Source organism: Carboxylicivirga agarovorans, from assembly GCF_050589845.1.
Lineage (GTDB): Bacteria > Bacteroidota > Bacteroidia > Bacteroidales > Marinilabiliaceae > Carboxylicivirga > Carboxylicivirga agarovorans.
The window spans coordinates 35035-58138 of sequence record NZ_JBNGPA010000034.1 but is presented as its reverse complement, the minus strand read 5'-3'; the positions used below and the strand labels follow the sequence as shown (position 1 = coordinate 58138).

Below are 23104 nucleotides of genomic sequence, written 5' to 3'. Positions count from 1 at the left end.
ATAAAAAAGACTTAAAACCACCTCCCCTCTCCTTCGTCGAGGTACTCCTCCTTGCCAGGAGGAGAGCTGATTTACAGCTTGCAAAACACTATATATGTGAATGTTTGAATCTTTTCGAACACTAAAACGCTATGATATGGCAGACCTACAGCCTGCTATTTACAGCTTGGTTAAAAAATATAGTTTAGCAGTTTATTAGTTTAATCGTTCAACTTATAAACAATTCGACCGTTCGACAACTCGACCGTTCGACAAATGAATAGTTGAGTAGTTTAATTTTTCAACTTATAAACTTTTAAACTATCAACAATTCAGTTAGACAATTAGACAGTTAATCAGTTTATCAATATATACAGTTTAATCGTACAACTTATAAACTTTTAAACAGTTTGACAGTTCATCAGTTCGACAGTTCATCAGTTCATCAGTTCGACAGTTCATCAGTTCATCAGTTAGACAATAATCAATATGACAGTTGAATAGTTGAGAACTTTAACATCCAAACATCCGAGACTAAATTTTCAACACAAAGGTCTCACCCGTCTGAACAAAACCAACTTTTTGCAAATATTTAATGTGCATATCGTTTTGCGACGTGGCATTGAGCTGTTTGATTCCCTTATCGATCATCATTCGTCTGAACTTTTTAAGCAGGTATTTACCCGTTTTGTAATCACGGTACTGGGGCGTGACATAGTCCAGTACGACATCGGCTGATCCATTACCACGGTCGGATAGTAACATCACTCCTGCAACATTCATGTCACGGACAGCTACAAGCATCTGAGATGTCTTTGCCTGTTCAGCACTGAATCCTGGAAAAAAGCGCTGTATATCCTTCATATGATAGTTTAAAAACAGTCGCAAATACTCATCCGGCTTATCGGACCATATCCCTTCAAAAACTTCTTTTTTAAACAGTAAAGAGCGTAAATAATACACATTGAAGAAGCAAATAACCAGGTTCATTATACCTACCGGCAAGGCATCAATATAAAAGCCATAAAAGGAGAATATGGCGGCGCCAATAAGGTTATAAATACGCAGTTTAACAATGGAAGAAAGACTTAATGATATCAGTACAATGGTTGATGCCAAATAACCTATCCATTCAATTAAAGGTAGCTCAAAATAGATTGTATCCATAAAAAGGGTATTGGTACACCATGTAATACATAGTGTTTTGTTAAAATGGGCAACGAAAATAATAAAATTATTTAGTTCTGAAAGCTAAGTCCCTAAGTGGTGTTTAAGGGAAACATACAGGATACCTTTTTACCCCTTAAGAGTGACTATGAACACAATACTGGTTCACAACAAGTAAAAAGCAGTTTGCTGATCAGGCAAAAAAAAGGCTACACCTTTAAAAGTACACCTTACTTTAAGGAAATAAATGAATACGTAAGCAATCCATGATGGTTTATGGATACCGGCCTTTAATTCTGAGGTATAGGAACACGCGTCTAAATGCCATGTAAAAGCTATACATAACAATAGAATACAATGAGTCAATAAACATTTCCACACCACTTTGGTAGCTGGACTGCTTGCTAACTTGAGCCTATTTACTTTTGGATACATCCGCTGGCTGACCAGGATCTATCCTTTACCATGCCGGACTTTGACATTTTTCAAATAGCTCTGACAATAAATTCCTCTGCTTCGATCAGGTATGTCAGGTGGACCTTCATACGCATTCTGCAAAATGCCCGCAAAGCTTGAGGACGATTTTTGGGATATCTCACCAAACAAGATCCAATCCTTGCGATCTTGTTTATTTAACTGTGCTAATGAACGATCTGACAATTTAATAAAGTCCCGATCGGGTGCAGGAATTCTATTTAACTTAACTGACCCGCGGTAACTTCTTCTATTGTTATCAAATATTTCATTGGCACTTCCTGATATGTCACTATCCTGCTGACTGAAAGCTACTCTATTATGATAAGTATGTTTCGAATCATTTAAATCTGAAGACACCCCTAATAACAGAGTCGAATATCTTTTATTAGAATATACAACACCATTATTGAAACTACAGATGTGAGCATATTCACTTAAGTTACCGGAGTAAAAAGTGTCATCACACCCTATATTGTAGTTAACATATTTAAATCGATTTGTATCGCATATTTTCACACCATCTGAACAATTACCGGAAACATGAAAACAACTCAATAACGCTTCAGACTTAAAAATACATTTCTCGCCAACCAAGCCAGACTGCTTAATATAGAAATTCTGACCAACGACCGCATTGTTCAGGTTTGTAATACGATCCTTTTTAGAAACAAGACCTGAATTTTGAGAAGCATAAAACTTATTTTGATTTTCTATACTTTTCAACTCTGATAAATAATTCAGGAATGATTTTTTAGGAATGAAGTTTTCATTCTCCATTTCCCGATTATTACTTGACAGTGATTGCTGCTCCTCTTTTACAAAAACTGAGTTTGAAAGGGAAGCAAGCTCAGAATATTCAACTAAATTCTGCTTAACATATTTAACTCCCTTAAAATACTTTGCTTTTTTAAAACCAGGGTGTATGTAAGATTTAGTTTCTTCTTCAGTTCTTAAAAAATAGTTTTCAAGAGATCCATTTCTTAAAACATGTTCGTACACAGATACTTTATCGGCATAGCTACCAAATATCGACTGAGTGTTTAAAGAAACTGTTGCGGCTTGTTCTGATGTTATTAAGCCATCAGCTAGTATATTGGAAAATTGATTAGTTGAGAGACACTTGAGAAAATTAGATTCTGATGCAGCAGTTTTAAAATTATTACCGGCATAATAATCAGAAGGTTCTGCACTTTCATTCAGACTTGCAGTGATTGTAAGTTCTGCCGGATCAGTATTTTTCACAACAACACTTCTGTTTACACGGCTTATGTCAACAGGTTTATGACATTTAGCTACAAGCATTTTCAGCTCAATCACTTTTGTTTCTTCGGTGACTAACTCTATTTTATTGCCACCCGACAGCAGGCGGGCCGGTTGCCACACTCGTATTTGTTCAACAGATACTGCCTTGGCTTTACCGACATGTAATGTTGAATTGCTGATTGAAAAGTTATCTGCGATATAGATGTGATCTAATTCTGTTTCTTCCAAAGCAAGACTTACAATCTCATCTTTATACTTTTTATAGTTTTTTCTGCCTAAGGTTTTTCTGAGTGTTTTTCTAAAAACAGACAAATTATTAAACTCCTTATTGGTTAATGAACTTAACTGCATTAACTCATCCGAATCACTATTTGCATTGAACAGTTTGGCGAACTTATTATCCCCGATGCGATAAACAGAATTGATCGGTTTTTTACCATTTACTTTAATTCCCAAATATCCATCATTGCAATAGGCACTCACAAAAATTTGCTGGCCTTTATCTAACACATTGGTGGCAACGGAGCGATGAGTGAAGCCACTCACATTCATCTCAAACACAATGTTTCGACCATCCTGAAGTAAACGATACCCGTTTATACCATCGGTTTGTTCTGCAATAACACATTGCTTTTTAATGGAGCGCGGCTTAATAATAAGATCTAAGGACATATTACGTCCATCGATTGCTTGTATTTCTTCGAACGCGGTTTTACCAGATCCGTTACTACAGTACACCGCCTTTTTAAAGCTTTCCTGTAAGGTGAGTTTGTTATCAGAAGTGACATTGGCAAACAAAGATGCATTACAAGCAGCCAACAATACAAGCATAAGCAATAAATTGCATACACGCCTTTGAGTTGTATATATTGTCGACTTTACTGACATCTTTTATTTTTCTTTCCCTGCCCTTTATTAAAATAATTATCAACCTTATTTAATTCTTAATCGCCTGGTAATTAATGCGCAATATCATGACCCCATAACATATCTTATGCATTGACCATTGCAAATCAACAACTTAACGAAACGCAGTATTATAAAGGGATACAACACTGCAAACACAAATGTTGCAAAAAAACATAATCATTCCAATATCTCAACAAAAAAACATTGGACTCTTCAAACCATGGTCTATATTACACATTGAAAAACATGCTTTTAGGAAGATGAAAAAGTTATCAACAACCCGACTAATATTTATGAAAGTCACTACTGCAAAGCAATGCCGGCTGTTAGCTCTCTTTCACATTTGGGTATGAAATGCTAATTATTCTTCTCCAGCGAACGCAGGAATAAAAAGATACTGGAGCCGGTTAGTACCATAAATATGATACCGATGATAATAAATGCCTGGGCAAGTGACAGACGGTCGGTCATATAACCAAACAAAGGCGCTAATATGGAGAAATTGGCGCGTATGATCAGACTGCGCAAAGAAAGAACAGTAGCCCTGATATCAGAAGATGTTATACGGTTGATGTAATCTTTGAGAACAGGTGTGGCGATCCCCCTTGAAAAATAGAAGAAAATCAGCACCGGTAATACATATAAGGAATGAAATAATCCGGCGGCAATAAAGGCCCCGGTAATAACGAGGGTTGTTCCCCATACCGTTGACTTTGGCCGTAGCTTTTGTTCTATCTTATAGGCAAACAATGTGGTCATGCCAACCACCAGGTTCAGTACCGTACTGGCCGAACCGATCTGAATCTCACGAAAGCCGATCTCTTTAAGGTATAGTGGATACACCCAGGCCATCGTTAGCGTAGCCGATCCAATAATAGATGAGTAGATTATATTATAACGCAGACTCTTGTTTTGAATCATTGCATATTTTACCACATTCCAGATATCTTTCCAGGTGGCTTTTTGTGTACGGGTGTACAGTTGCGGCTCAACCAGCATAAAAGCGGCCGGTACAGCAATAAAGGCGATGCCTGTTTGGAAAAAGAATGGTGTGCGCAAGCTTATTTCAGCCAGTGCCCCTCCTGCAAAACCAGCGATGGCCTCACTAAAGTTACCAACTGAGAAATTACGTCCTTCATATTTCAGGTAGTCATTTTCACGTCCGTCGGCCTTTAAACTATCGTACAACATGGCTGAATCAGCACCACTTATAAAGCTTTGCCCTACCCCAAGAATTAACTCCGCTGCTAAAAAAGCATAGAATCCGGAAGTAAAAGAATAAATAGCAAATCCAAGGGTCCCCAAAATACTTCCAATGATCAAAGTGCGCCTGCGTCCCAACACATCAGCCGCATAACCTGAGGGTATTTCAAATACAACAATGGCAATACTGTAAATAGCCTTCAGCTGAAATGACTCTTCAACTGTAAAGCCCAGATCCTGGAAGAACAACATCAGGATAGGCATGGTCAGCATAAACCATTTGGCTATTTTAATCAGATAAAGCTTTGTAATATTGCCAGCGTACATCCTTAATAATTTTAGCCCGCGAAATTAAGAAATAAAGTTTACAGAACGAAGAAGTTTAATCAGCATTCAAGCCTTCAAACCGAATATGCGCGCTTATTCCTGATTGTTATGTTCCGCCACAACTTTGATCTTTTTCTCAGAATAGATCATCAGAAATATTGCTATAGCAAGTAATACAATGCCAACGGCATAGGTAATACTGAAGCCATACCATTCATATAGTTTAATACCGATAATTGGGGCGAACAAAGCCCTGAATCCGGTCAAAAACAAGTGGACTGACTGATAATCGGCAGCCTCATGCGATTTACAAAAATAGCTACTCCCGATACCCCATAATATTGGCATACTTCCCATAAAAACACCGTTAAAGAACAGTGCCACCAAAAACAGGTAGTAGATCTTATAATTCCACACCTCAAAGTAATAGGGAAAATACTCTGTTAAAGCAGTAAATAAGATAAAGAGCATTAACGAGCCGAAGGTTAATATGCCAAAGCGACGCGGATCGCGACTACCGATCAGCTTGCCAAATAAGGGCAACAGCCCTATGGCCACCAGGTTAAACAGTATATTGTAGAACGCCACCGTGGGATAGTTGACATCCAGGGCTTCTTTATAAAAGATAGTCACCACAGCATGTGTACTCATCCAGGCAAAGCCATAGAGCATAAAGCCTATCTCTAAATGGCGAAACGCCTTGTTATTCCTGAGGATTTCAAGAATACGCTGAAAAGAATCACCAACTGCGTGCCATATGGGCTTAGTAATGGTTTCTGCCTTTTGAATAAAATCAATCTTGGTGAGTTGATAAACTGAGATGACCCCTAACACACCAACTACCGGATAAAACACCTTGTATGAATTGGGGTTAAAATGCAGCAATTCACCCACTAAAAAGGTGGATAACAGCACGCACACTTTATTGATGGTAGTAGCATAACCAAAGAGTTTACCAAACAACTCGTGCCGGTAATTACCTTTTAAATATTGATTGATGGAAGGCACCACCGCTATTTTAGAGGTATGGAACAGCAAAAAGACGGTTAAGAATATTAAATGATAAACGGGTTCTAAGCCGGTTTCTCCGGTCACATTGGGAAATAAGGCAAAACCCACTAATGGAAGACGGGTTATGATGCCTGTTATACGCAAAAAGCGCTTGCGGTTTGAAAAGCGTCGCATGACCTCATTGGCCAGCATGGCAAACAGAAACACCACCATACTGAATTGAAACAAAAAGGCCAGCTGCACATTCGATCCCTTTAACGATTTAATAAAGATAAATTCATTAAGGATCAACGCCCCACTCGCAATACCATCAATACTACTATAGAATAAATGCAAACGCAAAGTGCGCGCTTCATTATCTGTGAGTCCCTTGAAAATATTCATCGCGCGCAAAGATACAACGGAATTTTGGCGATTGGCTTATTTGTTATTTGTTTATTCATTAATCTGTTGAGAAATTGATGAACTGTTGAACTGATGAACTGTCGAATTGTCGAACTGATGAACTGTCAAATTGTTTAAGGGTTTAAGAGTTTATAAGTTGAACGATTAAACTACTAAACTATTAAACTTCTCAACTATTAAACCACTAAACTTCTCAACCACTAAACGATATAACTGTAAATAGCTATCGAGGAGCTGATTTATTGAACTGTCGTCTTGTTAATTCACCTATGAGCCTAATCAATACTCCATCTCCAATACGACATAACCCAATGCCTCCACCACCAGGGGCAAACCTTCACTGATTAGTTCTTCACTACCGGCAGCAAAACCAAGCTTGGTATTTAAACCCTTGAAGTCGATTTTTATAGGTCGTGGAATATCCAGTGTTTCAAAAGCATGGGAAGGCAATTGCACCGATGCACTATGATCTGCCGTATCGAAATTGACCACAATCAACAACTTTTGTTTCTGACTATAACGCAAAAAAGCATATAGTTTATCTGAATTAAAAGCTTCGTTTTGAGAATTTTGCCACATGATATCATAAAACAATCCATCGCCAATGGCGACTTCTGCACACAACTTATTGATGGTGATATATGCATCTCTCAATAATCGCTGGCCGGCTGACAACAAAGCACCATCAAACAAACCATCATTCATCCACTTCTGATGCTCGGGCATATTCCAGTAGTCAAAAATCGTGGTTCTGCCATCATCACCACTAAAACCTGTAGGTCCTTCTCCTTTTTCCCCCACTTCCTGCCCATTGTATATCATCAATGGTCCTTGATGCATAAAGGCTGAGACCGCCATGGCCGGTATGGCTCGCCCGGGATCTCCCACAACAAATCGCGAAGCAAGTCGCTGCTCATCATGGTTCTCCATAAAGCGCAGCATGTTTTTATCTAATCCATCCAATTGCTGCCAGCATTCTGAAATATCCAATGCAGAACGATCACCTTTGATCACATCGATCAGAGTGTCGTATAAGCCTACTTTATCATACAGGTAATCGAATTTTCCTTGCCGGATGTAAGCACTATACAGTTTTGGATTATACACTTCTGCCACAAATATTAACCATGGAAAAGCTTGCTTAAGCTGTGGAATCACCCAATTCCAAAATTCAACAGGAACCATTTCCACCATATCACACCTGAACCCATCAACACCAAGGGCGGCCCAATAGTGCAAAACATGCTTCATCTTAGTCCAGGTATCAGGTATTGGCTCAAAGTGTTTCTTTCCTCCATTGGAATAATCAATCCCATAGTTGAGCTTAGTGGTCTCATACCAGTCGTTAATATCAGGCGTGGCAGTAAACTGGTCGTTACCGGTAGCTTTAGCCACCTCCTCTTCATATGTTCTATCAGGGAAGCGTTTTTTTATTGCGTCTGACAACATCAGCTTCTTACCCGGCAGGTAGTAAAAGTTATTATTGGCATCAAACGACTGTGATGTATCATCATCCACACCGAAGTCATGCAGCTCTTCGGGTTTTGAATCCGAACCATACTCTCTTGCCAGGTGATTAGGCACAAAATCGATCAATACCTTTAAACCTGATTTATGCGTTCTGTCAATAAGGCTTTCAAACTCCCCCATCCGCTGACTAACATCCTCTGCCAGATCGGGATTAACATCGTAATAATCCTTTATAGCATAGGGTGAACCTGCCTTACCTTTTATCACCAGCGGATTACCATCAGAAATATTATTATCGGGATATCCCTCAACAACAGCATGTTCAATAACACCGGTATACCAAACATGGGTAATACCCATTTTCTTCAGCTCCCTGAGGCATGTATTGTTAATATCGTTAAACTTACCGCTTCCATTCTCACTTCTGCTTCCATCAACCTTCATTTGGGTTGTTGTATTCCCAAACAATCGCGGAAAAAGTTGATATAGTATCACTTTTTGACTAACCATATTAAAATAATCTTTTGGGTGGTGTATGTTTTAAAACTAAGGCAGTACGATTGGGCAGGTACAAATGTACGCGATGCCTGCTCGACATCTGCGCTTCAGGTCTTGTATAATAATCAATACTTTCATCAACGCGGTTAAATCCTCCAAAGGCTGAATCATCGGAATTAAGAATAATATTGTATTTACCAGCGGCAGCCGGTATACCGTAAAAGGTAAATGATTCTGATGGATTCAGGTTAAACACAAACAGTAAGTCCTTTCGACGAATAGCCAGCACCTGATCTCCCTCATTAGCTTCAAGACAATCAATCTGAGCTTCATTGATAAAGTGCTCATTATTCTGTAAGGCAACCATGGCTTTGTCAAAGGCATCAAGCAATACAAAGCGTAATTCAGGATTATCAACCAAGCTCCATTGACGACGGGCATACTTGTAGGACCAGTCATTACCCTCACGTGGAAAGTCAATCCACTCAGGGTGGCCAAACTCATTGCCCATAAAATTCAGGTATCCATTACCGGCACAGCAAAAAGTTAACAAACGAATAATCTTATGCAGTGCTATACCACGGTCAATGGATAAACTAGTATCCTTTTTACTCATTGCCCAATACATATCAGCTCCTACCAAACGGAATATGATTGTTTGATCTCCCACCAAAGCCTGATCATGCGATTCGGCATAACTGATCGTTTTTTCCTCATCGCGCTTATTGGATAACTCATAGAATATATTACCTACATTCCATTCTTCATCTTTTTGTTCTTTGATCAGCTTGATCCAGAAATCGGGCGTCCCCATAGCCAGGCGGTAATCAAAACCTATACCTCCCTGTTCAATTGGAGAGGCCAGCCCCGGGTAACCGCTCATTTCCTCAGCAATACTGATACTATTAGCATTACACTGCTTCATCAGTTTATTGGCCAGCAGCAAATAGGTCAGTGCATCTTCATCCTGCCCTCCATCAAAGTACATATGGTAATCGGTAAAGCTACGTTCCAATCCGTGATCAAGAAACAACATACTGGTAACACCATCAAAACGATAACCGTCAAAATGAAACTCTTCGAGCCAGTATTTGACATTGGATAACAAGAGGTGCAAAACTTCATGTTTTGCATAGTTATAACAAAGGGAGTCCCATGCCTCATGCTCCCTTCTTTCATTATCATGAAAAAACTGGTACGGCGAGCCATCAAACAGTCCTATGCCTTCCAGCTCATTTTTAACAGCATGTGAATGGACAATATCCATTATCACAGCTATTCCCATGCCATGGGCAGTATCGATTAGTTCCTTCAGCTCATCGGGTGTGCCAAAGCGCGACGTTGGAGCGAATAAGCTGGACACATGATAACCGAAAGAACCATAATACGGATGCTCCTGAATAGCCATTAGCTGTATGGTATTATAACCGGCTGCCTTCACACGGGGTAATAGCTCTGTGGTAAACTCCCTGTATGTGCCAACCCCTTCTTTTTCGGTGGCCATACCAATATGAGCTTCATAAATTAATGGTACCTCAACCTTTGTTCGCTTATTATCGTTTTTCCATTGGTAGGCTTGATCAGGACTCCATAGTTGTGCCGAAAACAACTTGGTACTTTCATCCTGCACTAGGCGCATAGCCCATACAGGAATACGCTCTCCACTGCCTTCGGGCCAAACAACCTTTAACTTATATAATGATCGATGTGAGATAACATCACTCCCAACATACAACTCAAACACATCATTATCAATGCGCTTAAATAAATATGAGTCGTTCTCGACCCAATCGGAGAATTCACCAGTCAGGTAAATAGCCGTAGCATGAGGCGCCCATTCACGAATGACCCATCCGTCATCATGTTGGTGAAGTCCAAAATACTGGTAACCATTAGCAAAGTCGAACAGCGAGGTGTCTGTTAATTTTCTCTCTTTCTCCAGAGCGGCTCTTAACCGACTATCTATTGTTGCTTTATAGGGCTCTAAAAATGCATCAATTTTAGAAATATGATTTGGCATACGCATATTAATTCAAAGGATTTGAATTGCTGAAAGGGAATTATAAATATACGACTATTCTTTTTAGGGTTCTGTTAATTTGAGGTAAAGAATTTTCATAAAAAAAACATTCTCGTTTATGGAATCTGTGTTTGGCCTGCATCCCTAATACAAATCGTTGCATAACCTAAACACATAAATATATGCCAAGTCTTAAAAATTTTATCTTAACCCTTATCCTGTTGATCCCTGTTATTAGTTTAAAAGCTCAGCAATTGCCAGAAAGCAGGCGCAGCAGTTACTACAAGTTTATTTATGAGATAAAGCCCGAACAGGCGAGGAAAATTCACAAAAAAGGTCTCAGTGAAGTTGATGAATCATGGTTTACCAACCTTAGAGACAGCATCCCCAACGACTCCACTCTTTCAAAGAATTTACCACAGGGTGATTATCTTATCGTATCTGTTGAAGACAACCAACTTCAATACACCTACAGATCGTTTAGCGACATACAACTGGTTTTGCACAATAATTACTCTGACCTGGCCTTTACATTACACGATAAAGATGGAAATACTCTAACAGACGCCACTGCACGCATAAACAGCAGAAAACTGGTATTCAATAAGAAAACCAACAATTACCACTGGAACAACAAACATTATAAGGGTATGATCGAGGTCAGGCACAAAGGCTTCACATCTTATTTTTATATTGACAATCTGGTAAAAAAAGGAAGTGTAACACGCCAGATACTCTTCTCATTTCCTTTAAAATATATAAGCATACCTGTAAAACTAATAGTGTACCTGCCCTATGATATATACAGAAGCATTCGCTTTAACGGAACCTATGGATTGCCCTATTACATCATCAAACCGTTTAAAGATATTTATTACTCTATTCATCATGGGAATCCACATGGTTTTGTTTACAAATGGAGCAAATGCTTTAACAGGGAAGAAAAGTGGGATGACGCCTACAGCGTGTTCAGCAAGCCCAAATATAAACCTGGTGATACCGTAAAAGTCAAAACATACGTTTGCAAGGACAATGGTAAGCCCTACAATGGCGCAATAAACGTATACTACTATGACAATGGATATAAGCAACTTGGCATAGCCAAACACAGTCATAAGGGGAGTTATCATTTTAGCTTTGCCATTCACGACTCCTTGAACTTCAAGTTGGACAATTACATCTCTCTATATTTTGGTCCTAAAAAATGGACCCACCTGGCATCATGCTCATTTAAATATGAAGATTATGAGTTAAACGGTATTCGCTACACATTTAAAACAAACCAAAGCGACTATACCAGGGGTGATCGAGTAAAGATCACAGCTAAAGGTGAAGACATGAATGGTTATCAAATACCCGATGGCTCTGTTGAACTGTATTTACTCGATGATAAGTGGCATCAGGAATTTACCGATCGACTGGTACACATACCCGACACACTATGGCGTCATCAGCAAGCACTCGACAGCAATGCGGAAACCACTATCCTTATTCCTGACAGTACCTTTCCAAACATCAATGCGCGCTATAAGCTGATTGCCCATTTTACCAACGCTGACAACGAACTGATAACCAAGTATAAATCCTTTAGATACTGGCACCGGAAAGAAGAAATAGTAGCATCGAAAGAAGGTAATACCTTGCGCTTTGTTTACATGAAGGAGCAAGATACCATAAGGAAAAATGCGCGCCTTTTCACGCTTGACAATAACAAACTGCTTATCGAAGAAAAAAACATACAATTACCTGCCCAAATAGCAATAGACAACCATGTTGCCACCTATCGTGTAGTGGCTGATAAAGTGGAGCATAGCTATCATTTATCTGATCATCAGCCCGTGCTTGGTTTCTCGTTTACGCGCGACCATCAGCACATTGACATTCGCTCCAACAATACTGAGAACCTACCCTTTTACTACACCATTTACAAAAAGAATAAAGCGATAAGCAGAGGCTACTCGTCTGCTCTTGACACTACGCTAAGCGCCCGGAATACGCATAATTACTACCTGTCAGTTCAATACCAATGGGGTGGTGTTTCCCAATCGCAGGATTATACGATACCAATGAGGGAAAAGCAACTGCAACTAACAGTTGATAATCCTGAAAGCATTAATCCCGGACAATCAGAGGAGATAACTATCAGAGTAAGTGATTACAAAAACAGACCTGTATCAAATGTTGATGTGACAGCATTGGGACTGACTAAAAAGTTTAAATACAGTGCTCCGCCATTACCTTATTATGGAAAGCACAGGCCCGACAGAACCATGCGTAACAACTACACAAACAATGCCGATATACTTGATGGTAAAGCAGCCAGCTTCAATTTAGATTATGAGCTTTGGAATCTGCGCATGCAACTGGACTCCATCTCCTATTATCAGTTTATCTACCCTGAGGATGGCTATTATCAGACCCGCATTCCAACCAAAGAACACGAAACACAAGTGGCGCCTTTCGTGTTTATAGATGGCGAATTGCAACAGGCACACATCATCTGGATTAACAACCGCATTGTATACTCCTCGGTCGATAATACCAATCCTCCCTACAGCTTTTTATGTCAGAATGGCCTTACAGACATAAGCATTCGTACAGCTAAATTTGACATATCGATAAAAAATGTACTGATTACGCTTCACAAGAAGAACATCATTTCTATTGACCCTACCAAACACAAAGACGCAACAGTGCGCGAAAGAAAAGATTATTTTACCGCAAGTGAAAAAAGACAATTAAAACAATTATACGCCCCCTTTACTGTCAATGAATGGAACAGGCCGGTATTTGTCAGGCAGCTCGATAACATAAAACTGCTAAAATCGACCGGTCATAACCAATACCAGCGGCAGTTTGTCGCAGGCCCGTTCAACACCCAGGCCCTCATTAATTACTCGGGCTTATCAAGCATGAGTTTTATGCACGAACCAGGCTATAATTATGAGGTAAGTGGCGATAAGATAAAAATGAAATCCACTTATCACACCATGTTTTTTGTCAATAAAACCTTGACAAACGATCCTACGCTGCCTGGTTTAAAAGATATGGCATGGACCAGGAAACAGATGTATGAGTTGATGGAAAACACAAAGAACATTAGTATCTCCCATCGTCCGGTTTTTTATAATCCTACACAAACGGCACGCGGCAATACGCTTTTACACATTCGCTACACCAATGATAAAGAGAAAAACAATGCCCTTTTATACACCTTATTATTTAAGAATGATAATCCCAATTTCATCCGCATTAACAATGGTGCTGATAAAACATTTCATGATTTGGAGAAGGGCAATTACCGCTTGCTGTTCGTCCTTAACAACAAACGCTATTTTGAAGAGGACAGCCTGCAATTGCAAGGAGGAGGAACACATTACATTAATGTGACTGAAGCCGATTCTTTAAAATCTGATGATACCATAAAACAGGTTATAGCATTAATAGAAAGCAATAAGATCAGCAGTTCCACAACAAGGCAGGCTGCTGTTAAAAGCAGGATATTAGAAAGCTTTAACTGGGAAACAGCCGGAGATGGCCTATTGATCAGTGGTATTGTTAAGGACGACACAGGCGATCCAATCCCCGGGGCAACCATTATGGTTGAAAACACCAGGTTTGGTACTGTCACAAATATGGATGGAGAATATGAGTTAATGGTTCCGGACGCATCATCGAACGTCATTTGCAGCTTTATTGGCTTTAAGCAACAAACCATACCTGTCAACAGCGGGCAATTTGGTCATATCATTCTTGAGTCTGAAGAAATGGCGCTTGACGAAGTAGTGGTGGTAGCTTATGGCACAACAAGAAAAGAATCACTTACTGCAGCCGTGTCAACTGTCAACGCCCTGCAAGGCCGTGTAGCCGGTGTAAATATGATCCCGGGCAGTAGTGCGCAGGTTCGAATCAGAGGTATTGGCAGTACAACCAGCTCAACACCACTTATAATAATTGATGGTGTGCCATACGAAGGTAATTTGGCAGATATAAACAGCGACAACATAGAGAACATTGAAACCATTAAGGATGAAAGCTTAACAGCGATATATGGATCAAGAGCTGCCAATGGCGTAATCATGCTTACACTCAAAGGCAATACTGTAATTCCATTTGTAAAGGCCAATTTGAGTGAAACAGCCCACTTAACATTACCAACAAACAACAAAGGCTTAAGAAGTAATTTTAAAGACGAGGCATTTTGGCAACCAGCTTTGCAAACCGACAAAAATGGCGAGGTGACATTTAGCGTCACCTATCCGGATGACATCACCAACTGGCAGTCACACATTCTGGCCATTTCACCTAAGGGACATACCGGCTCATGGAGCGGACAAACAATGGCATTCCTTCCACTTTCAGCTAACCTTATTACTCCTCTCTTCCTGACCGAAGGAGATTCTGTTATGGTCAAAGGCAAAACACTTAACTACCTACCCGACAGCGCACTGGTAAAGCGAGCATTACGTGCTAATAACTCTGTAACAGAACATGCAAGTGTAATAGATAAGTTTGAGCTGGATAGCATGCTTGTTCATGCATCATCACGGGATACCATTTCAGTACAATACACCATTCAGAAAGACGATTATAAAGATGGTGAGAAGCGTAATATTCCCGTTCAGCCATTAGGCTCAATTGATAACATTGGTCAATTTATGGCCCTTGCCAATGATACCATTATAACCTGGAAGCTTAATAAAGATCATTATACACAGATATCACTACTTTCCAACCCAACAGACATATTGCTTAATGAAAGCATATACCTGCGCAACTATAGCTACCTGTGTAATGAACAAGCCGCTTCTAAACTGATTGGTTTACTCACTGAACAGAAAATAATACAAGCTAAAGGAGAAGTATTTGAGCACAAGCATGCTGTTAAAAAGCTGATCAAACGCTTGGAAAAATCAAGAAACACAGACGGTATGTGGGGATGGTGGTCCGGCAATCAAAGTAACGAATGGGTAAGCACACATGTGATGAAAGCATTGCTTCTAGCCCAAAATAATGGTTATGAAATCAGGATTAACACTGATTTTCTGGGCCGGCAAATTCTGTCAAATCTCCAGGCATGCAACAATGACCATCAAGGTCTGGACATCTTACACATGCTATCGGCCCTCAATTATAAAGCCGATTACAGATCGCTGTCTGAACTCATTAATCGAAAGAACTTCAGCTTCAGCGATACAGTGAAGTGGTATTTAGTCAGAAAACAGGCAGGGATAAATGAAAACATCAGTCACCTTGTTCAACAATGCGATTCCACTTTATACGGAAGTATCTATTGGGGTGAGAAGTCATTTCACATCAGTAACAATCAAATCAATACTACCCTGTTAATGTATCAGTTACTAAAAGATAAACCGGAGTACCAGCATCTCATTCCGGCGATCAGAAACTACTTTTTCGAAGAGCGGAAAAACGGTTACTGGCGAAATACATATTACTCTTCTTCCCTGCTTTATAGTCTTGTTGATGACTTTATTCAACTAACAGAGACAAACAGCGAAAGCTCCAATAGTATAACCATCAAATACAATAATGAAGAAACAGACATCAGTCAATTTCCTTATACTGAAACCATAAAGACGGATGCCATAAGCATAATCAAAACAGGCCACCAAACCGTTTTCGCCGGGATAGCGCAAGGTATTTTCAATCCTGCACCCCAAGCCAAAGATGACTTGTTTAAGATCACCAGTAACTGGAAAGACAACGGACTAGAAACAAGCATTCTTACTACAGGGAAAGCATATACCCTGAAAGTAGATATTGATGTTAAAAAAGATGCGGAATACATCATGCTTGAAATTCCAATTCCTGCCGGATGCTCTTATGCAGCGAAGCCTGGAGCTGGTTGGGGCGAAGCACATCGCGAATATTATAAAGAAAAGCTTAATATCTATTATCAGAATTTGAAGCCAGGACAACGAAGTATTGAAATTCAATTAGTACCACGATTTAGCGGATCATTTACCATAAACCCTGCTAAGATGGAATCAATGTACTTTCCTGTTTTATATGGCAGAAACAAGACAAAAAGAGTCTTAGTGAAATAAAACTGAATGTATTGGTCCATCACAATTTAAAGTCAGGAGTACCCAACTCGTTAAGGAAAGGGTATACGACCATATAATGACAACGTGTATGGCTCTGTAAAGGCACGCTAAATGCCTTGTAAGAACAGATGCCTTGCATGATAAGCCTAAAGGAATAGGTTCGTACTTGAAAGCCATAAAAAAGAGGGTGTCTCAATAGTGGACACCCTCTTTTTTATAATATCATCTGATTGATTAGTTATTCCACTAAATCATAGCCCAGGTCTTTTCCCTTTTTAACAGCAGGAACACCATCATGCATCCATACAGGCATTGGCTCACCTTTCAGGTAGTGGTTAAAGAACTGCATCATACGAATACTTAAATCCTTAGAATTGGCCCTGCGGGTAAGGTTATGTTCTTCATTGTTATAAACCAGCATCCATACGGGTTTTTCAAGGCGACGAAGTGCCATGTAGTACTCAATTCCCTGGTACCATGGTACAGCACCATCATTATCGTTATGCATCATTAACAATGGAGTTTCAACTTGCGGGGCAAAAAACACAGGCGAATTCTCAATGTATTTGCTTGTTTTATCCCATAAAGTTCCTCCTATACGACTTTGGGTTCTCTCATACTGGAACTGTCTACTCATACCTGATCCCCAGCGGATACCACCATAGGCACTGGTCATGTTGCTTACAGGTGCTCCTGCCATACCTGCTTTAAAAAGGTTGGTTCGCGTTACCAGATATGCCACCTGGTAGCCTCCCCAGCTTTGCCCCTGTATTCCCATATTCTCACGGTCGATAAACGAGTAGCGATCAGCCATTGCCAAACATCCGCTGACTATTGCCTCATAGGCACATAAACCAGGATCACCATCACGATAGAAAATATCCGGTACAAAAATCACGTATCCGTTAGAAGCATAAAAGTTCCAGTTAACGGTCGAGCGACTTGGAGCCGGAGAACGGTAGCCGTGTAAGTTATCAGAATAGCGTTCATAAAAATATGATACCATTGGATATTTTTTATTTGGATCAAGGTTTTCAGGTGTAATCAATAAACCCTGATGCTTTAATCCATCTGAAGCAATCCAGTCAACTAATTCAATATTACCCCATACATACTCCTTTTGCTGTGGATTTGTATTACTAATGATTTTAGAGTCATTTAAGTCACCATTACAAACCCTTAGTTCTGGATAATTCACATAATCACCTTTACGCCAGGCCATCACATTAGCATGTTTGGCTTTTTTAGGAGCATAAACACGATAGTCGCCCATCATAATTTCAGAAATGGCATTACCAGATAAGTATGAGAAACCAGCCTGTTTATTGACATCATTAAAAGTCTCAAGTAACAATTGTCCTTTCAGATCAATGTACTTTTCTTCATTATCTAATTTCACATAGCGATATTCGGTTGTGTTCTTACGCCCTTGTCCGTTTGTCAGGCAAACTGCATTTGTTTTACCTGTCAGATCAAGTTTCCAAAGGTCGTATCGGTCACGCACGATCACAAACTTACCATCAGCAGTAAAGCCCTCAATACCATAAGCCCTTGCTTCATTAGGCGTATCATTTAATTCATCTGCGAAAGAAACATTCGCTCCTTTTGAGATCAGGCGTTTTGTATTTGAGACAATATCAATAGAATAATATTCGTCATCAGATGGGTTATAGTAAACACCCCATTTGCCATTTTCCGACACCTTGGCATCGCCAGATTGATCTTTTAACAACAAGGTTCTTTCGCCACTTTCAACATCAACTTTATACACATCCGATGACCAGCGTCCTGAATATGTGCGTGCCCAACGGTATGGCTGACTGTCATAAGCAATGCCAATATTCGAGTTGCCTTTATCCAGCACATTAACGGACTTCAATTGTTCATCAGCCAACTGAACAACGTTTTGTTTCTTTACATGATATACGAAACCATATGTAGGGTCTTTTTCACGATTCAGATTCTTTTTCTGCATCGGCTGAATATCCATATCCTTCCAGTTCCAGATATCGACATGTGTCTTTTCATCAGACGTCAATGTATCTTCAGGCTCTTCGGCAGGACGCTTTCCTGCTTCGAAAAACAAACGTTCACCATTTCTGGAAAAGCTCAATCTTCCTTTTGTTCGTGCCGACCACTCCTTAGGCATTGCTGCATGCATGGTATCAATAACCATGGAAGGACTTTTCATTTTATATCCGAAAAGGTACAAGCGATACACTTTGGCATCGGCAGTATCAGGAGAAAAATAGAAAGCACATTGCTGACCATCGTAGGCACTTGTAATCTTCTGAATCTTACCTGTTTCTTTGAATAGGGTATCAACGGTAAAAGTCTCAGGATTAAACTTCAACACTTTTGACACTTCAGCTGTATCACCCACACTTTGCACCACATAGGCCGCAGAACCGTCTCCTGCCAATACGTAATGATTCACTTTCTCAAGGTACAGACTGTCTTTGGTCGAAGGACGGAAAAATACAAGAGGCTTACCTTTTGATTTAAATGACTTTTTCTTTTTGTCTTTTTTATCCTTTTCTTTCTTCTCTTCCTTCTTCTCTTTTTTGGCTTCTTCTACCTTTGAAGTGTCTTTTGGTTCTTCCTTCTTCTTAACTTCTTTCTCAAGCATATAAGCCAGCCAGTCACCACCGTCCTTAGGTGCGCTCCATTTATTTAAACCGGCAACTGTGGTCATTTCACCAGTGGCCAGGTTACGAATAAACAAGCTGTCTTTTGGCATTTTATCTTTTTTGGTCTTCTTCAGTTTTAAAGCCCTTACTGAATCGGCCTGGGCCGAAACATTGAACGCCAGAAACTGATTACTTTGAGAGAACAGTGGTGATTTTCCACGAGGCACTGAATCGAGCTCACCAGTCTTTACATTGTATAAATAAAGGTAGCTATCCCCTTTTTGAGGTTGGATAACATAGGAAACAAAGGCACCATCATTGGAGATTACATAGCCCCTGTTAATGGATTTCCATCCATCATAAACGGATGCATCCAGTTTCTTTTTTTCATCGGCAACCGACGGGCTTAGTATTAACCAGACCATCATCACCATTAAGGTTATTTTCACTAAAAAATTATGCATGATAAATAAGTTTAAAGCATTGAAGATAAAAAAAACATTGTACCTGATTGCTTGATATTCACTATAATTAAGTGCAAAAACACATAATTGTTCATTAAAAAAGGCACCTCAACAATGAGATGCCTTACTAATATTTTGCAGCGTTTAATTAAGCGCCCAAAGTTGCTACCATAACAGCTTTAATAGTGTGCATGCGGTTTTCAGCCTGATCAAAAACGATTGATGCAGGAGACTCAAACACATCTTCGGTTACTTCCATACCGTCTAAACCAAACTTCTGGAAAATTTCCTCTCCTACTTTTGTTTCACGGTTGTGGAATGCAGGAAGACAGTGTAAGAATTTACAAGCCGGGTTACCAGTCGCTTCCATTGTTTCTTTATTGATCTGGTATGGCTTCAATATGTCAATACGCTCTTTCCATACCTCATCAGCTTCACCCATTGATACCCAAACATCGGTATAAAGGAAGTCACATCCTGCAACACCTTCTTTGACATCATCAGTGATAGTGATAGTAGCACCTGATTTTTCAGCAATTTCCTGACACTGCTTAACCAGGTCAGCATCCGGTTGTAAAGAAGAAGGACCAACAATGCGAACATCCATTCCCATAATAGCACCACCAACTAACAATGAGTTAGCCATGTTGTTACGGGCATCACCAAGGTAAGCGTATGATACCTGGTTCAATGGTACACTTGTGTGCTCCATCATGGTCAGGAAGTCAGCTAAGATTTGTGTTGGATGGAACTCATCAGTTAAACCGTTCCAAACAGGTACGCCTGCATACTCTGCCAACTCTTCCACAATAGCCTGACCATAACCACGGTATTCAATACCATCGTACATACGACCTAATACACGAGCCGTATCTTTCATTGACTCTTTATGTCCAATCTGTGAACCTGAAGGTCCAAGGTAAGTAACATGAGCTCCCTGATCGTGAGCCGCTACTTCAAAAGCACATCTTGTACGTGTAGATGACTTTTCAAAAATCAGAGCAATGTTTTTACCTGTCATACGAGGCTGCTCAATACCAGCATATTTAGCTGCTTTTAAGTCCTGCGACAATTTCAATAAAAACTTAATCTCTTCCTGTGAAAAATCCAATAACTTCAGGAAGTTCCGATTTTTAAGATTGAATGCCATAATTCTTTATTTTATTTATTGTTACTAATTTGTTTCTACTAATTAACTTTCAATGCTGATTACTTATCGTACTTTTTCAAGTCAGCCTCATCGTAATCTGCTGTAATTTTAGTTCCGTAAGCCTTATCCTCCAGTTTGGTTGCTTCAGTAATAACACTCATATCACCACCACCTTCAACAAACTGAAGTGCCGCATTAATTTTAGGCGCCATACTTCCTTCTCCGAAAGTACCGGCTTCCATGTACTTTTTTGTATCCTCAACGTTTAAGAACTCCAGTACTTTTTGATCCGGTTCGCCAAAGTTAGTATAAACAAATGGTACATCCGTTAAAATATAGAAACGATCTGCATTAATTTGGCGTGCCAGTAATGAGTTGGCCAGATCTTTATCAATTACTGCCTCAATAGGACGAATATCACCTTTTTCATCGGTGTAAACAGGCACTCCACCTCCACCAACTGCAATAATAATGGTTCCCTGACGGGCATTTTTCTCAATTACCTCCCAGTTACCAACTGTTTTTGGTTGTGGTGATGGCACAACGCGGCGGTAACCACTCGTTGTTTTCTTCTCTTCTTTAAAAGTCCAGCCCTTTTCTGCAGCCAGTTTATCGGCCTCTTCTTTGCTAACAATTTTACCAATTCGTTTGGTCGGATTTTTAAATGCCTGATCGTTAGGATCTACTTCAACAGTTGTCATCAAGGTTAAAACATTACGATCAATACCATGCTTGCGCATGACATTTTTCAATGAACGCTCGATCATATATCCAATACCGCCTTGAGAATCGGCTACACAAACATCCAATGGCATTTGCGGGATATTATACATTTGCTCACCTGCGTCATTACGCATCACAATATTACCAACCTGTGGTCCGTTACCATGTGAGATAACAATATTGTATCCTTCCTTTAGAAGAAAAACAATATTCTCTAATGTATCGGTTGTATTTTGCTCCTGCTCTTCAATGGTTCCTACCTGGTTGTCACGCAACAAAGCATTTCCGCCAAGTGCAATAACTGCTAATTTGCCCATGGTTTTTTAGATTTTAGTTACTTGGTTTATAAATAATAGGTCTTCGTTTTGCGATATAACAAACTTTAATTGATTTAATACATGATTATTATCATTACCGCGGTATAACCTGTTATTAAGCATATTTCGAGACTTACAATTTGAAACCTGCTATCATTCAGTATGCCAATTTTATAATTGTATCATTTTTATCACAAAGAACAATTTTCATTTTTTTGACCAACCACCATTTTTAAGCAACCAACTGCTCTTGTCGCTCATCATTTAATTAGTACTTTTGAGACATTGCTTTCGGGGGCAAAAACAAACTAAATAATCATGCGATATTTAATTTTTAGCCTACTCTTTGTATCGGTAATGAGCGCCTGTCGTTTAGAGGATTCCTCCAAAAATGACGAAGGGGTCATTACTTATAAAATTGTATATCCTGAAGAAGTCACACAAAGGGGGTTTGCGGCTTTTTTACCTACAAAAATGATCAGCACTTTTAAAGGTAAGGACTATAAAATATCAATCAAGGGTGACCTAAGTTTGTACCAGCTTGATTATATCTCAAGATCAAATGGAGATAGTACCTCTACTCTTTTCCGAATATTCGATAAACGCATGTATCACCAACACGAAGAAGATGAATACTTGTTCTTATTTGAGCGTGTGGATGAAACAAGGCTGGAATTTATAGAAGACCAAACTAAAGTAATTGCGGGTATAGAATGTAAAAAAGCAATTGTCCATTTCAGTAATCCCGACCTAAGGAATATAACAGTTTATTATACTGAAGAAATTGCCATAGTGCGCCCCAAGGAAAACAGTCCGTTTGACAACATACCAGGAGCTTTGATGGAGTTCGACCTCAACTTCAAGGGGCTTGAATTAAAGTGTATTGCTGAAGAAGTGGACATGAAGAAGATCAATTCCAAATCATTTATAATACCCGAAAACTACACTCCGAGTGAACAAGGAGAGATTGACGAACTGGTTACGTCACTTTTACAGTAGTTGATAGTTGACAACAGCTTTGAT

At 39.6% G+C, this 23104-nt stretch carries 11 protein-coding genes; 2 read left to right on the top strand and 9 right to left on the bottom strand.

The window, feature by feature from the left end:
* Nucleotides 1-513: 513 nt before the first annotated feature.
* The 6 genes from ACRD69_RS21330 to ACRD69_RS21305 all read right to left on the bottom strand — a co-directional run bounded on the left by ACRD69_RS21330 (nt 514) and on the right by ACRD69_RS21305 (nt 10729).
* Nucleotides 514-1146, bottom strand: coding sequence for a GNAT family N-acetyltransferase (locus tag ACRD69_RS21330; protein ID WP_430817174.1), 633 nt, complete (start codon nt 1144-1146; stop codon nt 514-516).
* Nucleotides 1147-1599: 453 nt separating this feature from the next.
* Nucleotides 1600-3774, bottom strand: coding sequence for a hypothetical protein (locus tag ACRD69_RS21325; RefSeq protein WP_430817173.1), 2175 nt, complete (start codon nt 3772-3774; stop codon nt 1600-1602).
* 378 nt (nt 3775-4152) lie between these two features.
* A complete protein-coding gene (locus ACRD69_RS21320) occupies nt 4153-5325 on the bottom strand; it encodes an MFS transporter (protein ID WP_430817172.1) in 1173 nt (390 codons plus the stop codon).
* Between the two features lie 93 nt (nt 5326-5418).
* Entirely contained in the window at nt 5419-6720 is a 1302-nt protein-coding gene (locus ACRD69_RS21315) for an MFS transporter (RefSeq protein ID WP_430817171.1), read from the bottom strand.
* Nucleotides 6721-7020: 300 nt separating this feature from the next.
* Nucleotides 7021-8721, bottom strand: a complete 1701-nt coding sequence (locus ACRD69_RS21310) for an alpha-amylase family protein (RefSeq protein WP_430817170.1) — start codon at nt 8719-8721, stop codon at nt 7021-7023.
* A 1-nt stretch (nt 8722) separates the two neighbouring features.
* Nucleotides 8723-10729: an alpha amylase C-terminal domain-containing protein gene (locus ACRD69_RS21305; RefSeq protein WP_430817169.1), complete on the bottom strand. Its 2007-nt coding sequence runs from the start codon at nt 10727-10729 to the stop codon at nt 8723-8725.
* Between the two features lie 182 nt (nt 10730-10911).
* Between ACRD69_RS21305 and ACRD69_RS21300 the strand changes: the two genes are divergently transcribed.
* On the top strand, nt 10912-16797 hold the full coding sequence (locus ACRD69_RS21300; protein ID WP_430817168.1) for a carboxypeptidase-like regulatory domain-containing protein: 5886 nt from the start codon (nt 10912-10914) through the stop codon (nt 16795-16797).
* A gap of 238 nt (nt 16798-17035) precedes the next feature.
* On the opposite strand, the gene ACRD69_RS21295 is transcribed toward ACRD69_RS21300, so the two are convergent.
* The 3 genes from ACRD69_RS21295 to arcC form a co-directional block, all read right to left on the bottom strand.
* A complete protein-coding gene (locus ACRD69_RS21295; RefSeq protein ID WP_430817167.1) occupies nt 17036-19891 on the bottom strand; it encodes a S9 family peptidase in 2856 nt (951 codons plus the stop codon).
* A 148-nt stretch (nt 19892-20039) separates the two neighbouring features.
* Entirely contained in the window at nt 20040-21041 is a 1002-nt protein-coding gene (locus ACRD69_RS21290) for an ornithine carbamoyltransferase (RefSeq protein ID WP_430817166.1), read from the bottom strand.
* 59 nt (nt 21042-21100) lie between these two features.
* Nucleotides 21101-22081 (bottom strand): carbamate kinase, encoded by a 981-nt coding sequence (arcC, locus tag ACRD69_RS21285; RefSeq protein ID WP_430817165.1) that lies wholly within the window; start codon nt 22079-22081, stop codon nt 21101-21103.
* A 318-nt stretch (nt 22082-22399) separates the two neighbouring features.
* Here arcC and ACRD69_RS21280 point away from each other — a divergent pair, with 318 nt between their 5' ends.
* The gene (locus ACRD69_RS21280; protein WP_430817164.1) at nt 22400-23080 is read left to right on the top strand and encodes a hypothetical protein; all 681 of its coding nucleotides are present in this window, start codon (nt 22400-22402) and stop codon (nt 23078-23080) included.
* Nucleotides 23081-23104: the final 24 nt, after the last annotated feature.

Coding starts and splice junctions, on each gene's coding strand:
- ACRD69_RS21330 (WP_430817174.1), bottom strand. CDS start 1,146: ATGGATACAATCTATTTTGAGCTACCTTTAATTGAATGGATAGGTTAT.
- ACRD69_RS21325 (WP_430817173.1), bottom strand. CDS start 3,774: ATGTCAGTAAAGTCGACAATATATACAACTCAAAGGCGTGTATGCAAT.
- ACRD69_RS21320 (WP_430817172.1), bottom strand. CDS start 5,325: ATGTACGCTGGCAATATTACAAAGCTTTATCTGATTAAAATAGCCAAA.
- ACRD69_RS21315 (WP_430817171.1), bottom strand. CDS start 6,720: ATGAATATTTTCAAGGGACTCACAGATAATGAAGCGCGCACTTTGCGT.
- ACRD69_RS21310 (WP_430817170.1), bottom strand. CDS start 8,721: ATGGTTAGTCAAAAAGTGATACTATATCAACTTTTTCCGCGATTGTTT.
- ACRD69_RS21305 (WP_430817169.1), bottom strand. CDS start 10,729: ATGCCAAATCATATTTCTAAAATTGATGCATTTTTAGAGCCCTATAAA.
- ACRD69_RS21300 (WP_430817168.1), top strand. CDS start 10,912: ATGCCAAGTCTTAAAAATTTTATCTTAACCCTTATCCTGTTGATCCCT.
- ACRD69_RS21295 (WP_430817167.1), bottom strand. CDS start 19,891: ATGCATAATTTTTTAGTGAAAATAACCTTAATGGTGATGATGGTCTGG.
- ACRD69_RS21290 (WP_430817166.1), bottom strand. CDS start 21,041: ATGGCATTCAATCTTAAAAATCGGAACTTCCTGAAGTTATTGGATTTT.
- arcC (WP_430817165.1), bottom strand. CDS start 22,081: ATGGGCAAATTAGCAGTTATTGCACTTGGCGGAAATGCTTTGTTGCGT.
- ACRD69_RS21280 (WP_430817164.1), top strand. CDS start 22,400: ATGCGATATTTAATTTTTAGCCTACTCTTTGTATCGGTAATGAGCGCC.